Origin of the sequence: Flagellimonas okinawensis (assembly GCF_029194005.1) — a bacterium.
Classification (GTDB): Bacteria; Bacteroidota; Bacteroidia; order Flavobacteriales; family Flavobacteriaceae; genus Flagellimonas; species Flagellimonas okinawensis.
Genome location: NZ_JARFVA010000001.1, coordinates 266151 through 280888, shown reverse-complemented (window position 1 = coordinate 280888; position 14738 = coordinate 266151). Strand labels below are relative to the sequence as shown.

Below are 14738 nucleotides of genomic sequence, written 5' to 3'. Positions count from 1 at the left end.
CTCAAAACCAGCATCAATTTCAACGGTTTTTGTGTTAGCTTTGTGTAGTATTGCGACCATTTATCAACACTAATCAAAGTAAAACAACAACTAATGGCAACAACTAAAAAGATACCGGAAGCTTTTCAGATTACCGAAGAGATTCATCAAAAAACATATTTGGTCAATGGGGAATTGCGTAAATGGGACGGGGCAACCAGTCCTGTGATTTCGACTATCTCATCCACGGAGGAATATGCTCCGACAACTTTGGGAAGTGTTCCCGATATGGGGGAAATAGAAGCTTTGGACGCCCTGGATTCTGCTTTGAAGGCTTATGACAGGGGACAAGGACTTTGGCCCACTATGAAGGTGAAGGACCGTGTCGAGTGCATGGAATCCTTTGTGAAGAAAATGGAGCAAAAGCGAGAAGAGGTCGTCAAGCTTTTGATGTGGGAAATAGGTAAATCCAAACCAGATTCTTATAAAGAGTTTGACCGTACCGTAGAGTATATTTATGATACCATTGAAGACTACAAGAAATTGGATCGCGATAGTGCCAAGTTCGAAAAACATGATGGTGTTTACGCTCATATCCGAAGAGGTCCACTTGGGGTGGTGTTGTGTCTTGGACCCTACAACTATCCGTTGAACGAAACCTTTGCCTTGTTGATTCCTGCCATCATTATGGGAAACACCACCATATTTAAACCAGCTAAGCATGGAGTTCTGCTCATTACGCCACTTTTGGAGGCTTTTCAGAGCAGTTTCCCCAAAGGAGTGGTGAATATACTATTTGGTCGAGGAAGGGCCGTGGCGGCTCCGATAATGCAAACAGGCAAGGTAGATGTGTTGGCTTTGATTGGAAACAGTAAGTCGGCCAATGCCTTACAGGAGCAACATCCTAAAAGTAATAGATTACGTTTGGTATTGGGCCTAGAAGCAAAGAATCCAGCCATTGTACTCCCAGATGCGGAGTTGGATTTGACCATCAACGAGTGTATTTCAGGTACGTTGTCCTTTAATGGCCAGCGCTGTACCGCTCTAAAGGTGGTTTATGTACACGACGAAGTAAAAGATGATTTCCTGAAACGCTTCGCCGAAAAGGTGGATGGATTAAAATTCGGTAATCCTTGGGATGATGGTGTGGACTTAACGCCACTTCCTGAACCTGACAAGCCCGAATATATTCAAGAGTTATTGGATGATGCCTTGGCAAAAGGTGCCAAAATCATCAATAAAAAAGGAGGGAAGCATTTTGATAATTACATATGGCCAGCGGTATTGTACCCGGTAACCAAAGATATGCGAGTGTATCAAGAAGAGCAGTTTGGACCGATAATTCCAGTGCTTTCTTTTCAGGATATTGAAGAGCCTCTGGATGATATGGCGGAATCCAACTACGGACAACAGGTAAGTTTGTTCGGTAAGGATGTGTATACGTTATCTCCGCTCATCGATACGTTGGCGAACTTGGTGTGCCGAGTGAACCTAAACAGTTCCTGCCAGCGTGGACCGGACGTGTATCCATTTACAGGAAGAAAAGATTCAGCTCAGTCTACATTAAGCGTGCATGATGCCTTGCGTTCGTTCTCTATTCGAACCTTTGTGGCGTTCAAGGATAACAATTTGAACGTTCAAACGGTGGAACAATTGATGGAGGCTAAGGTGAGCAACTTTTTGAGTACGGACTATATATTGTAAGCTGAAAAGCTTTTAAGAAAATATAACTCTAGTCAACCTGAACTTGTTTCAGGTTCTCACTAAAATTGGAATACTAAAATGATGAGATTCTGAATTAAATTCAGAATGACGTATCGTTATTGAAGAATAGTAAAGAAAAAGTTGAAGATTAAATTTTATAATAAATAAGAAAGCCCCGAATTTCGGGGCTTTCTTTTTGGTTTTTATATGGGGTTGATTAAATATGTTCAGCCAACCAGTTCCCGACCTCGCTGGTCTTGTATGCTTTTCCGCCATCGGCAAGATCTTCGGTCACCACACCTTCGGCCAATGATTTGTTCACTACCTCACGGATAGCTTCAGCTTCATCTTTAAGTCCAAATGCAGTTTCAAACATCATTGCCGCAGAAAGAACCGTTGCCAATGGGTTGGCAATATCCTTTCCAGCAGCTTGTGGATAAGAACCGTGGATAGGTTCGAACAACGATGTCTTTTCACCCAATGAAGCAGATGGCATTAATCCCATAGATCCAGAAATCACAGAAGCTTCATCTGTTAAGATATCACCGAATAGGTTTTCTGTAATCAAAACATCGTAAGCACTTGGCCATTGCACCAAACGCATCGCCACGGCGTCCACAAATTCATAGGACACTTCCACTTCGGGATAGTCTTTTTCCAGTTTTTGAACGGTTTCCCTCCATAAGCGCGAAGTTTCCAAAACGTTGGCCTTGTCTACGCAACAAAGCTTTTTGGAACGTTGCATGGCCATTTCAAAGCCTTTTTTGGCCAAACGCTCAACTTCCTCTCGAGTATAGGTGCAAGTATCGTAAGCGGTATTGTCGTTGTCTTCGCGTCCACGTTTCCCGAAATAGATACCTCCCGTCAATTCTCGAAGAAATACTAAATCGGTTCCTTCAATACGCTCTCGTTTCAAAGGAGACTTATCTATCAAGGATGGAAAAGTAAATGTTGGTCTAACATTGGCGAACAATCCCAATTTTTGACGCATTTTCAACAAACCTTGCTCGGGACGTACCTTGGCGGAAGGGTCGTTATCAAATCGTGGATGGCCAATGGCGCCAAAAAGAACGGCATCGGCAGCAACACAGGCTTCGTGGGTTTCGTCCGGGTAAGGTTCCCCAACCGCATCAATCGCTGCAGCACCGGTTAGGGCAGGGGTCCAGCTAATTTCATGACCGAACTTCGCAGCTACGGCATCAGATACTTTTACGGCTTGATCGATTACTTCGGGGCCAATTCCATCTCCGGCCAAGAGCGCTATGTTTAGTTTCATTATATCAATTATCGGTTATCAATAAACAATTATCAAAGTCTGTTATACTAAATTCAACATTTTTTCCGTGGCCTTGATAGCAGACACCGTTTGGTCTGAATCGAGTCCACGAGTAGTGAAGTCTTTTTCCTTGGTCTGCCAAGTGATGATGGTCTCACAAAGTGCATCGGAATTACTGCCAGGAGGTATGCGCACGGCATAATCCACCAATTTAGGCAATTCCCTTCCTTCTTTTTTGTACACTTTTTTCAACGCATTGATAAAAGCATCGAACTGTCCATCGCCTTGAGCGTTTTCCTCGTAGATCTTTCCTTCAATTTCGATGGAAAGAGTAGTGGAGGGTTTTAATCCTTTGGAGTGGGTAAGCACATAAGATTTTACAAAAACCTTTTGCTGGTGCAGGTTGCTGTCCAGCACATCAGAAATGATGTAAGGTAAGTCATCCTTTGTAACGCGTTCTTTCTTATCTCCAAGTTCAATAATACGCTCGGTAACCTTTTTAAGCTCATCATCGTTCAATGTCAGTCCAAGCTCCTGAAGGTTCTTCTGGATATTGGCCTTTCCTGATGTTTTACCTAATGCGTATTTACGTTTTCTACCAAATCTTTCTGGCAATAAATCATTAAAGTAAAGATTCTTTTTACTATCTCCATCTGCATGTATACCAGCTGTTTGTGTAAACACATTGCCGCCAACAATAGGTTTGTTGTCAGGTATGCCAAAACCAGTAAATGCCGACACCAATTTACTTACTTTGTAGAGTGATGATTCCTTTACGCCAATCTTGATTTCCGGTAAAAAATCGTTGATTACGGCCACTGCACTTGCCAAAGGCGCATTACCTGCACGTTCGCCCATCCCGTTTACGGTAAGGTGCAATCCGTGGGCACCAGCTTTCAACGCTTCCATCACATTGGCGACGCTCAAATCGTAATCGTTGTGTCCGTGAAAATCGAAATGCGTATTTGGATATCTTTCAATGATTTCCTTAAAAAACGCTCCTGTTTCGGTGTGAGTCAGTACGCCCAAGGTATCTGGAAGCAGAACACGTTTTATCGGTTGTTGCGTCAAAAAGTCGAGAAATTCAAAAACATACTCTTTGGAATTGCGCATGCCATTGCTCCAATCCTCTAGGTAAACATTTGTTTCAATGCCGAGCTTTTGAGCTTCGGAAACTACATTTTTAATTTCTGTAAAATGCTGTTCCGGAGTCTTTTTGAGTTGATGGGTTAAATGGTTTAATGAACCCTTTGTCAGCAAGTTCTGAACTTTTGCCCCTGCTTCTTGCATCCATTTTAGAGACACTCCGTTATCCACAAAGGTCAATACTTCTACCTTTGAAATCAAGCCTTCCGCTTCAGCCCATTCGGTGATATTTTTAACTGCCTGTAGTTCTCCTTCTGAAACACGGGCGGAGGCCACCTCAATGCGGTCCACCTTGAGTTCTTCCAGCAGGAGTTTGGCCAAGGTGAGTTTTTCCGAGGCCGAAAAGGAAACCCCAGAGGTTTGTTCACCATCACGTAGGGTGGTGTCCATGATTTCGATGGTACGTGTTTTCATTTTATATGCCGTAGTGTTCCGAAAGGTGGATTATAAAGGCGTGTTTTCAGCGTATTTCTCAATGTCTTTTTGGATGTTCAACAAGTAGTCGATATCATCAAAACCATTGAGCATGTTGCCTTTTTTGTAATCGTTGATGTCAAAGCTTTCACTTTCACCCGTAGCTAAAATCGTAATTTTTTGTTCCGGAAGGTTGATTTCCAACTCGGTTTTTGGGTCAGCTTCAATGGCCTTGAATATTTTGTCCAAAAACTCTGGACTCACCTGAACCGGAAGAACACCGATGTTCAAGCAGTTACCTCTAAAAATATCTGCAAAAAAGCTAGACACTACACAACGAAAGCCGTAGTCATATACTGCCCAAGCTGCGTGCTCCCTAGAAGAACCAGAACCAAAGTTTTTTCCTCCAACCAAGATTTTACCGGAGTAGATAGGATTGTTGAGTACAAATTGTTCTTTGGGAGTGTCGTCAGAATTGTATCTCCAGTCACGGAACAAATTGTCCCCGAATCCTTTACGCTCCGTAGCTTTTAAGAATCGCGCAGGGATAATTTGGTCGGTATCCACATTCTCAATAGGTAATGGTACCGCTGAACTTGTTAGTATGTTGAATTTATCGTATGCCATTTTTCTTTCAATTATCAGTTATCAATGTTCAATTAACAATAAACCACTCATTGCTAATTGTTTATTGCTCATTGTATAGTGTTATGCTAAAACTTCTTCCTGCATTAATTCTCTTGGGTCGGTCACTTTACCTGTAACAGCTGCAGCTGCGGCCACCAATGGACTAGCAAGCAGTGTACGTGCTCCAGGTCCTTGACGTCCTTCAAAGTTTCTGTTGGATGTACTCACTGCATATTTACCTGCTGGGATTTTATCATCGTTCATGGCCAAACAAGCGGAACAGCCAGGCTCTCTCAATTCAAATCCAGCTTCGGTCAAAATATCCAAGATGCCTTCTTCTTTGATGGCTTCTTCCACTTTGTGGGAACCGGGAACCAACCAAGCGGTCACGTTGTCCGCTTTTTTTCTTCCTTTAATGATGGAAGCGAAAGCCCTAAAATCCTCAATTCTACCATTAGTACAGCTTCCGAGGAACACAAAATCGATAGGTTTGCCCACCATGGCTTCACCTTCGTTGTAATCCATATATTCCAAGGATTTCTTGTAAGTAGCAGGAGAGCCATCAATACTCTCTGCCAAAGGAATATCCTTGCTGATACCGATACCCATCCCAGGGTTGGTGCCGAAAGTAATCATAGGTTCTATCTCGCTGGCGTCAAAAGTCACTTCTTTGTCAAACTCAGCATCGTCATCAGAATAAAGGGTACTCCAGTATTCCATGGCAGCATCCCAATCCTTGCCTTTTGGCGTGTATTCCCTTCCTTTTATATATTCAAAAGTAGTTTCGTCGGGAGCGATCATACCGCCACGGGCACCCATTTCAATACTAAGGTTACAAACTGTCATACGACCTTCCATCGACATATTTTTGAAGACATCGCCTGCATATTCGGCAAAATAGCCGGTTGCGCCGGAAGTGGACAATTTCGAAATAATGAAAAGTGCTACATCTTTCGGGGTAACAGCTTCGCTCAATTCCCCATTCACATTGATGCGCAAACTTTTAGGTTTAGGCTGCATGATGCATTGGGTCGATAACACCATTTCCACTTCGCTGGTTCCGATACCAAAAGCGATGGCACCAAAAGCTCCGTGGGTAGAAGTGTGTGAATCTCCACAAACAATAGTGGCTCCTGGAACGGTAATTCCGTTTTCCGGGCCAATTACGTGTACAATTCCGTTTTTCTTATGTCCAAGTCCCCAATAAGGTATGTTGTGAGCGTTGGCGTTTTCTTCCAAAGCCCTTAACTGATTGGCGGACAAGGGATCCTTAACGGGCAAGTGTTGATTTCTGGTCGGTGTATTGTGGTCTGCGGTCGCAAAGGTGCGCTCTGGATACAATACTTTTATGCCTCTATTCTTCAATCCTAGAAAAGCTACGGGACTCGTTACTTCGTGGACCAAATGCCTGTCGATAAAAAGTACATCCGGACCGTTCTCAATATGCTTCACTACGTGTGAATCCCAAACTTTATCAAAAAGTGTCTTGCTCATTGTGTCTTCAATAATTTGTAAGCCTACAAAGTTAAAATTTGTGTGTAAAACCGATTTTCGGTTCTGGTAAAATTACGATGTTCAACCGCAATTTCAAGCGATTGTTTTTAAAGTTAACAAATCTTAAAGGTTGATTTTCAATTTATAACAATTAAAATGGTGAGTCGAATATTGGAGATGTCATGAAAGTGGAAACATAATTATAAAAATTTGATTTAGGTCCTAATTACAGATATGAAACTGAAAAAGATGCTATTGATAGAAATGCCTTTGTGGAAATAAATGAAATCTATTATTTTGGAAAAATCTTACATAATCCATGAAAAACCTCTTCGCTTTACTTTGTCTTTGTATTATTTTTTCTTGTAGTTCTGATTCGTCAGAACCTGATACCAATGGACAAACCGAACAGGAGAATGTCCCGGAAACTCCAGATGAAAATATTGACGAAACCGGTGGAGGAGAAGAAACAAAATCTTTATCCTACAATCTAACGGTTTTGGCCCATTTTCAAGAGAAAACTTACGAATTCAGTTTGGAGAACGGTGATTTGATAAAGGATGGAGAATTATTGGAATTACCAGAATCACTCCGTTTTCTTTCAAGATATAAAGTGGAAGAAGACAAATTCTTTGTTTGGGATCATAATGGTTTAGTTTGGTCTTATAATGTTGTTTCAAAAGAAAAGGCAACATTCTCAAACTATTTTGATACAAATAATGTTCTTGTAGGACGTAATAAATGTACCGTGCCAACCTATGAAGAAATAATCACTTTCTATACAACTGAAGACCCTTCATCAGACTACTATTTTGTGGAAAGTTATAATATGGACACAGGCGAGACCTATCAAATAAATTTACCTGATTCAGCCTTGGCAATATCAGATTGTTCCTCTGATTTTAAGACAGGAACAAAGGACTTACTTTTGTACTATCATCATGATGAAAATGATAACCCTGACTATTGGGGGATAATTAAATTGAATGATCAGGCCTATTCAACAAGTGCTAATTTAGGTTTGAATCCATTTGCAATCAACAATAATGAGATTGTAATGTTCGACATTGTTGATAAGGAATTTTACAGTTACAATACCGACTCAAACTCTTTAAGCTCTCCCACCAATATCTATTACCAGTCTCAGGATTTATCATCCGAATCAAGTGTCTTATTGGGTTTTAAATCGGACATCCGTTTTCCAGCCCGGTTTGAGGCTGGGAAAATGATGTATTACAATGGATCTGGCGAGATTATTCCAGGGGGAAATATTTCGGATTTTTTTGGACCCGCTATTTTGGATTTAGATACAGGAGCTCTTGACATATTTTCATCCCTTAAAATATATCAGACTTACTTTGCAATTTCGGAAGGAAGGTATAATCTAGAGATTCTACAATCAGAGATAGATCTGGAATCGGAAACCTTTGTAGTCACATATAAAGATGCTGCTTATGATTCATCACCCTACGGAATAATGATTTTGGATTTTGAGTTTAATCTATTAAAACATTACGAATTCGGCCAATTGGAACCAATTGCTATGATTAAACACTAATAGCAAAAACTTTAACTAATATAATTCCAAATGGTTTTGTTGGCCATCATTTTGGAATAGGCATTTAGGATGGGTGCATTTTCCGCTTTTTCCAGTCTAGGGTCGTCTTTCAGTAATTGAATGGCATGATAACGGGCTGTTTTGAGGATTTGATTATCCTTTACAATATCAGCAATCTTAAGATTAAGCATTCCGCTCTGTTGTGTACCCATCAAATCGCCTGGCCCACGTAGTTTAAGGTCTACCTCCGCAATCTCAAAACCATCATTGGTGCGCACCATGGTCTGCAATCGGGTCTTGGAATCCTCGGAAAGCTTGTGGCCTGTCATTAAAATACAAAAACTTTGTTCCGCGCCTCGGCCCACACGCCCACGAAGCTGATGCAATTGAGATAGACCAAATCTTTCCGCACTTTCAATGATCATCACAGAGGCATTCGGTACGTTTACGCCCACTTCAATGACCGTAGTGGCAATCATGATTTGGGTTTCACCTTTAACAAAGCGCTCCATTTCGTAGTCCTTGTCGGCAGGCTTCATTTGTCCGTGTACAATGGAAATTTGATACTCGGGCTGTGGAAAATCACGAGCAATACTTTCATAACCATCCATTAAGTCCTTGTAGTCCAAAGCTTCAGATTCTTGGATAAGCGGATATACAATGTAAATCTGTCTCCCTTTTTTGATTTCATCTTTGATGAAGCCAAACACCTTCAACCGGTTACTGTCAAAACGATGTACTGTTTTTATGGGTTTTCGGCCTGGCGGGAGTTCGTCTATGACAGAGATATCCAAATCCCCATAAAGACTCATAGCTAAAGTTCTGGGAATGGGGGTCGCTGTCATTACCAAAACATGCGGAGGAGTCTGATTTTTATGCCACAACTTTGACCGTTGTGCCACACCAAACCTGTGCTGTTCGTCCACGATGGCCAAACCAAGATTTTTGAATTGGACTTTATCCTCCAAAACCGCGTGTGTACCTACCAATATATTTAAATTGCCATTTTCCAGTTGATTGTGGAGCAAGGTGCGTTCTGATTTCTTTGTGGAGCCTGTCAATAAAGCAATTTTAACGTCCATGTTTTCCAACAGTTCTTTGAGTCCGTTGCAGTGTTGCGTCGCTAAAATCTCAGTTGGGGCCATCAAACAGGCTTGAAAGCCGTTATCAATTGCCAATAACATGCACATTAATGCCACAATGGTTTTTCCTGAACCCACATCACCCTGTAAAAGCCGGTTCATTTGGGCATTGCTCCCCAAATCGTTTCGGATTTCCTTAATAACCCGTTTTTGTGCCTTGGTTAAATCAAAAGGCAAGTGATTCTCAAAAAATTCGGTAAACTTTTCGCCCACGGCCTCAAATGGCATCCCTTTGATTTTTTGTTTGCGCAGCATTTTTTTGGATATGAGCTGTAATTGCACAAAAAACAACTCTTCAAACTTTAAGCGGAACTGGGCCTTGGCCAACAATTCTTGATTCTTCGGAAAATGAATGTTGAACAGCGCGGAACTCTTCGAAATCAATTTCAGTTCTTCCAAAATGGTGGGCGATAACGATTCTGGAAACTTGCCTTGGCATTCCAAGAATAATTGTTGGATCATTTTACCAATGACTCGATTCGTGATGCCTTTATTGCTTAATTTTTCGGTGGAAGGGTAAATGGGCTGCATCACCATTTTTAGCCCTTGTTGATGTTTTTGTAGGGTCTCCATTTCAGGATGGGGCATCGAAAAGGTGCTTCCGTATTTGTTGACCCGGCCAAAGACCACGTAGGGTTCGTTCAATTTTAAATTTTCCTTGATCCATTTGTGCCCTCTAAACCAAACCAGTTCCATTTGTCCTGTTTCATCCACAAAGGTGGCCACCAAACGCTTTCCACGTTTTTGCTCTACGGTTTTTATATGGACAATTTTGCCCACTACCTGCACATCGGCACCGCTGGGCTGCAGTTGATTGACTTTGTAGTAACTCGTCCTGTCCAAATAGCGGTTAGGGAACAGGTGGAGCAGGTCTCTAAAGGTCTCAATGCCCAATTCGGCCTTTAGGGTTTCGGCCCGATTGGGGCCAACACCTTTTAAATATGCTATGGGAGTTTGCAGAAAATTGGGATTCATCGAACTAAAATATGTAATTTGGAAGGACTTTTGATAAGATGATGGTATGAAGCTGAGCCCTGTAGTTATATTTTTCTTATTTGTGCAGTTGCTGTCCGCCCAAATTCAGAGTAAAGTGGACTTTCTGCGAGCCGATGTTTTAATTGAACCCACGCCTGTAGAAAATCGTATTAATGGCAGTGTTTCTTATCATTTTAATGTGATTGAGGATGTGGATTCCTTTTTTTTGGATGCCGTGAACATGGAATTTTCGAATGTTTCTCTCGATGGTGTTCAAGTAGAATACAATTATAATGGCAAACAAATCACTGTCAATAAGGAAATGAATAAAGGGGAGAACCATATTGTTTCCTTGGATTATGTGGCGAAACCAAAACAAACGGTATATTTTTTAGGATGGGATGATGCGGTCAGGAACAATGAACAAGTTTGGACGCAAGGGCAAGGTAAATATACCAGTCATTGGTTACCCAGTTTTGACGACATGACAGAAAAGGTCGAATTTGACCTTAAGATCATTCTAAAAGAGGATTTTACCGTGATCGCTAACGGTAAACTTATTAAAAAGAAAACATTGCCAAATTCCACTGGATATTCATGGCAGTTTGATATGGAGGAACCTATGAGCAGCTATTTGGTCGGATTTGCCATTGGTGACTACCATAAAAAGACAATTAAATCATCTACAGGAATACCCATAGAGCTGTATTATGAACCTGCGGACTCTGCCAAAGTGGAGCCTACTTATCGATACACCAAGCACATTTTTGACTTTTTGGAGACTGAAATCGGTGTTTCCTATCCTTGGCAGAACTATAAACAAGTCCCGGTACAGGATTTCCTCTACGCGGGGATGGAAAATACCACCTGCACCATATTTTCCAATCAATATGTGATAGATTCGATTGCTTTTGTGGATAAGAACTATGTTAATGTTAATGCCCATGAGTTGGCACACCATTGGTTCGGCGATTTGGTCACGGAAACCAGTAGCGAACACCATTGGTTGCACGAGGGTTTTGCCACATTTTATGCTTATTTGGCTGAAAAGGACATTTTTGGAGACGATTACTTTTATTGGCACTTGTTCAAGACAGCACAAGCTCTACGTAATTTCTCTGACGACGATCAGGGTGAAGCATTGCAAAATTCTGGAGCCGGAAGTCTTACTTTTTATGAGAAAGGAGCCTGGGCTTTGGTAATGCTCCAAGAGAGAGTGGGAGGGGAAGCTTTTAAAAATGGGGTCAAAAACTATCTGAACAAATATGCATTTAGCAACGTGACCATTTCCAATTTGATGGAAGAATTGGAGTTGACCTCGAATTCCGATCTTGCTGATTTTGAGCAATTGTGGTTAAAGAATCCTGATTTTCCCTACGATCAGGTTGTTTCATTTTTACAGGAGAAAAGTGCTTCCATAAACACCTATTTCGAACTGAAAAACAAGATAGCGGAGCAGCCTGATAAAACGGAAACCATTTTAAAAAGAAACTGGAAGAAATTAAAATCCAGTCAATTAAGAGAAAATCTTGTACTGGATTACGGAGGCAAGTTGTCACCGGAATTTTTGGACCTTATACTGCAATCTGGAGATATTAAAACCAGGCAAGCTGTAATCCTTTCCCAAAATAAAATCCCAACGGAGATCAAGACTGTGGTAGAAGGGCTGTTGAAAGACGAAAGTTATACGACGATTGAGGCCGCTTTGTACCGTTTATGGACAGATTTCCCCAAAAACAGAAGTAAGTACCTAAATGAAACAGACACAATAACCGGCTTTCCTGATAAAAACATTCGATTACTTTGGTTAACACTGGCATTGGTGACCCCAGAATACAACCCCGACTACAAGGCTTTATATTTTGATGAATTGAGCGGGTATACTGGTTCAGAACATCATTTTGAGACCCGTTTGATTGCATTCCAGTATTTAAAGAGCATCGGAGGCTTTACCGATACGGTACTAAAGAATTTGGTGGAGTCCTGTAGTCACCATGTATGGCACTTTAAAAAATCGGCCCGAACCATATTGAGCGACTTTTTGCAATCTGAAGGAAATACAGCCCGTATTAAGGGACTTTACCCTTTGTTAAGTCAGCAAGAAAAACAATATTTGGAGAAAACTTTAGGTGAATGAGGGCATTGGTCATTTCAGGGGGAGGTAGCAAGGGTGCCTTTGCGGGTGGTGTTGCCCAATTTTTGATTCAAGAGGCCAAACACGACTATGATTTGTTTGTCGGGACCTCTACCGGAAGTCTTCTTATTTCCCATTTGGCCTTGAACAAACTGGATAAAATCAAGAACATCTATTCATCCGTTAATCAGGACAGTATTTTCAATAATTGCCCGTTTGTTATCAAAAAAAAGCACGGGGTGGAAACCATTGCCATCAACCACTGGAACGTGCTCAAGAATTTTTTAAAAGGCAAAAAAACCTTTGGTGAAAGCGAGAACCTTCGAAAATTGATTCGAAGATCAATAACGGTTCAAGAATTTAACAAGCTCAAAAAAAGTAAGATGGATGTGGTGGTCACTGTGTCCAATCTTTCTTTGAACCAAGTGGAATACAAATCTATTAACGATTGTACTTATGATGAATTCATTGATTGGATATGGATTTCATCCAACTACACGCCGTTTATGAGCTTGGCCAAAAAGAACGGATGTGAATATGCCGATGGTGGTCTGGGAACTTTAGTTCCAATAGAAGAAGCGTTGAATCGCGGCGCCACCGAGGTGGATGTTGTAGTGCTGCATACCGAGGTTAATCATTTGAACCGTATGTCGTCCAAAAACCCGTTTGATCTGATCACTACCATTTTCGGTTTTATGTTAGATCGAATCGAGAACCAAAATATCCGTATCGGTAAATTAGTGGCGAATCAAAAGGATGCCATCATCAACTTTTACTATACACCAACGGTTCTCACCACAAACTCATTGATTTTTAATAAGGAACGAATGACCTTGTGGTGGAAGCGTGGTTATTTGTATGCGAAGAACAAGAATGAGGAAACAAGCCCAATTGAACCTGAAAAACAGGAATAACTTAGGCCCAAAGATCGCTCACCTCTTTTTTTACAAAAGCTAAGGCTGCATTGGAAGGTGACTCCTTTTCCATGGTTTGGTTCAGAATGTCTTCACGCAATTTATCGGGTGAATCAGTTTCGCTCATTCCAGCAGAGCGAATAATTTGTATAGTAGTGTTTTTAGCGGTTTTGATGATGTTCCAACAAGAATCGGACATGTAGATCTGTTGGGACAGGTTGTGTTCAAACTCCGTTTCAATTTGCTTGATCAATAGGTTTTCGTAATCACTTTTCTTTTTACCTGTTGGTGAAACTCGAACCACAAGACTGTTCAATGCGATTCGTTCCAAGAAAAGTGCCATACGTTCGTATGCCTGTAAACGTATAGGTAGGGTTTCCTTTTGGGAATCTTTGTGCAACAAATAGCGCCTACGACCATCTTCGTTTCTGGTGTGCAATCTAAAAAAATAGAAAGCTACAACACCTGTAACCACGGCTGGTAATAAATAAGCAAATAACTGAAGGATTTGATCTCCACTCATAGTGTAGTCTGGTTTTTTATTGATTTTACACTACCAAGAACGCATCAAAGCCACAAAAATTATGTAGGACAAAAGGTTATTGGGCCGCCTTGGCACTTTCCTTGGCCTTAGCATAAAAACCTTTGTAGTCTGGCTGTAATTTAATGTTGATTCCTTCTTTAAAGTTTCCATCTTTGGCCGAAATTGCAATGTTCGCTGCAGGAACTTCCAAGTTGCTTACCATTTCTGACGCAACAGAGGCAACTTGATTGTAGGTTGGACCAAACTCTCCGGTAATGTTCAATCCTTCAATTTCAGCTTTAAAGTTAGGGTTGGATTTTATGATGTCGGCAACACCGGCCAACCAAGACTTGCCTTCTTCTGTTAACTCCGCGGAGGTGTCAGAACCAAAAAGGGTGTTTAAACTATTACTGATGACAACTATGCCTCCCTCAACACCAACTTTGGCATTTTCGCCCAAAGTTTGCTTTATGCGAGTCAGGGATACAATGGCAGTGGAATCGTTTGCAGAGATCATGTCGTTAATGCCGCTAAGCTGCTTTTCCTTTCGGGAAAGTGCGGCCATGGCCTTGTTCACATTTTCCGAATTCTGCTTGGACAACTCAGAAAAATTGCTCAAGTTGCCCAATAGGGTAGCGTTAGCATCTCGTAGACTTACATTTTCTGCTCTTAATGCTTCCGCCTCTGCGCTGCTAGATGATATTTCACGCTTTGCTTTGGCCAATTCCTGCTCCACTTCGGATATTCTGGTTTTAAGTGTATCAATTTCGGCAAATAGCTCACTTTTTCGTTGGGAAAAAGCACTTGTTGCTATTACTAAAAGCAGGATTAGGGGTAAATTTCTTTTCATAA

At 41.3% G+C, this 14738-nt stretch carries 11 protein-coding genes; 4 read left to right on the top strand and 7 right to left on the bottom strand.

What is annotated here, in order from left to right; all coding sequences use genetic code 11:
• The first annotated feature begins 93 nt into the window (after window positions 1-93).
• Window positions 94-1683, top strand: a complete 1590-nt coding sequence (locus PY091_RS01330) for an NADP-dependent glyceraldehyde-3-phosphate dehydrogenase (protein ID WP_275647953.1) — start codon at window positions 94-96, stop codon at window positions 1681-1683.
• Window positions 1684-1900: 217 nt separating this feature from the next.
• Here the strand turns inward: PY091_RS01330 and leuB are convergent, their stop codons facing one another.
• The 4 genes from leuB to leuC form a co-directional block, all read right to left on the bottom strand.
• Window positions 1901-2959: a 3-isopropylmalate dehydrogenase gene (leuB, locus tag PY091_RS01325; RefSeq protein WP_275647952.1), complete on the bottom strand. Its 1059-nt coding sequence runs from the start codon at window positions 2957-2959 to the stop codon at window positions 1901-1903.
• 42 nt (window positions 2960-3001) lie between these two features.
• A complete protein-coding gene (locus PY091_RS01320) occupies window positions 3002-4519 on the bottom strand; it encodes an alpha-isopropylmalate synthase regulatory domain-containing protein (protein ID WP_275647951.1) in 1518 nt (505 codons plus the stop codon).
• A 30-nt stretch (window positions 4520-4549) separates the two neighbouring features.
• Window positions 4550-5146, bottom strand: coding sequence for a 3-isopropylmalate dehydratase small subunit (gene leuD, locus PY091_RS01315; RefSeq protein WP_275647950.1), 597 nt, complete (start codon window positions 5144-5146; stop codon window positions 4550-4552).
• A gap of 81 nt (window positions 5147-5227) precedes the next feature.
• Window positions 5228-6640 (bottom strand): 3-isopropylmalate dehydratase large subunit, encoded by a 1413-nt coding sequence (gene leuC, locus PY091_RS01310; protein ID WP_275647949.1) that lies wholly within the window; start codon window positions 6638-6640, stop codon window positions 5228-5230.
• Window positions 6641-6959: 319 nt separating this feature from the next.
• Between leuC and PY091_RS01305 the strand changes: the two genes are divergently transcribed.
• Window positions 6960-8198, top strand: coding sequence for a hypothetical protein (locus PY091_RS01305; protein ID WP_275647948.1), 1239 nt, complete (start codon window positions 6960-6962; stop codon window positions 8196-8198).
• 11 nt (window positions 8199-8209) lie between these two features.
• On the opposite strand, the gene recG is transcribed toward PY091_RS01305, so the two are convergent.
• Entirely contained in the window at window positions 8210-10315 is a 2106-nt protein-coding gene (gene recG / locus PY091_RS01300) for an ATP-dependent DNA helicase RecG (protein ID WP_275647947.1), read from the bottom strand.
• A gap of 115 nt (window positions 10316-10430) precedes the next feature.
• On the opposite strand from recG, the gene PY091_RS01295 reads away from it, so the two are divergent.
• Window positions 10431-12452 carry a M1 family metallopeptidase gene (locus PY091_RS01295; protein WP_275647946.1) on the top strand — a complete coding sequence of 674 codons (2022 nt, stop codon included), beginning with the start codon at window positions 10431-10433 and terminating at the stop codon, window positions 12450-12452.
• Window positions 12449-13363: a patatin-like phospholipase family protein gene (locus PY091_RS01290; RefSeq protein WP_275647945.1), complete on the top strand. Its 915-nt coding sequence runs from the start codon at window positions 12449-12451 to the stop codon at window positions 13361-13363. Before PY091_RS01295 ends, PY091_RS01290 begins: the two co-directional genes overlap by 4 nt.
• Before the next feature lies 1 nt (window position 13364).
• On the opposite strand, the gene PY091_RS01285 is transcribed toward PY091_RS01290, so the two are convergent.
• Both PY091_RS01285 and PY091_RS01280 read right to left on the bottom strand, forming a co-directional pair.
• A complete protein-coding gene (locus PY091_RS01285; protein WP_275647944.1) occupies window positions 13365-13886 on the bottom strand; it encodes a DUF7935 family protein in 522 nt (173 codons plus the stop codon).
• Window positions 13887-13962: 76 nt separating this feature from the next.
• The gene (locus PY091_RS01280; protein ID WP_275647943.1) at window positions 13963-14736 is read right to left on the bottom strand and encodes a hypothetical protein; all 774 of its coding nucleotides are present in this window, start codon (window positions 14734-14736) and stop codon (window positions 13963-13965) included.
• Window positions 14737-14738 lie beyond the last annotated feature (2 nt).

What these genes read in the sequence shown, in the direction of transcription:
- PY091_RS01330 (WP_275647953.1), top strand. Translation starts at nt 94, where the DNA reads ATGGCAACAACTAAAAAGATACCGGAAGCTTTTCAGATTACCGAAGAG.
- leuC (WP_275647949.1), bottom strand. Translation starts at nt 6,640, where the DNA reads ATGAGCAAGACACTTTTTGATAAAGTTTGGGATTCACACGTAGTGAAG.
- PY091_RS01285 (WP_275647944.1), bottom strand. Translation starts at nt 13,886, where the DNA reads ATGAGTGGAGATCAAATCCTTCAGTTATTTGCTTATTTATTACCAGCC.
- PY091_RS01290 (WP_275647945.1), top strand. Translation starts at nt 12,449, where the DNA reads ATGAGGGCATTGGTCATTTCAGGGGGAGGTAGCAAGGGTGCCTTTGCG.
- leuB (WP_275647952.1), bottom strand. Translation starts at nt 2,959, where the DNA reads ATGAAACTAAACATAGCGCTCTTGGCCGGAGATGGAATTGGCCCCGAA.
- leuD (WP_275647950.1), bottom strand. Translation starts at nt 5,146, where the DNA reads ATGGCATACGATAAATTCAACATACTAACAAGTTCAGCGGTACCATTA.
- PY091_RS01280 (WP_275647943.1), bottom strand. Translation starts at nt 14,736, where the DNA reads ATGAAAAGAAATTTACCCCTAATCCTGCTTTTAGTAATAGCAACAAGT.
- PY091_RS01320 (WP_275647951.1), bottom strand. Translation starts at nt 4,519, where the DNA reads ATGAAAACACGTACCATCGAAATCATGGACACCACCCTACGTGATGGT.
- recG (WP_275647947.1), bottom strand. Translation starts at nt 10,315, where the DNA reads ATGAATCCCAATTTTCTGCAAACTCCCATAGCATATTTAAAAGGTGTT.
- PY091_RS01305 (WP_275647948.1), top strand. Translation starts at nt 6,960, where the DNA reads ATGAAAAACCTCTTCGCTTTACTTTGTCTTTGTATTATTTTTTCTTGT.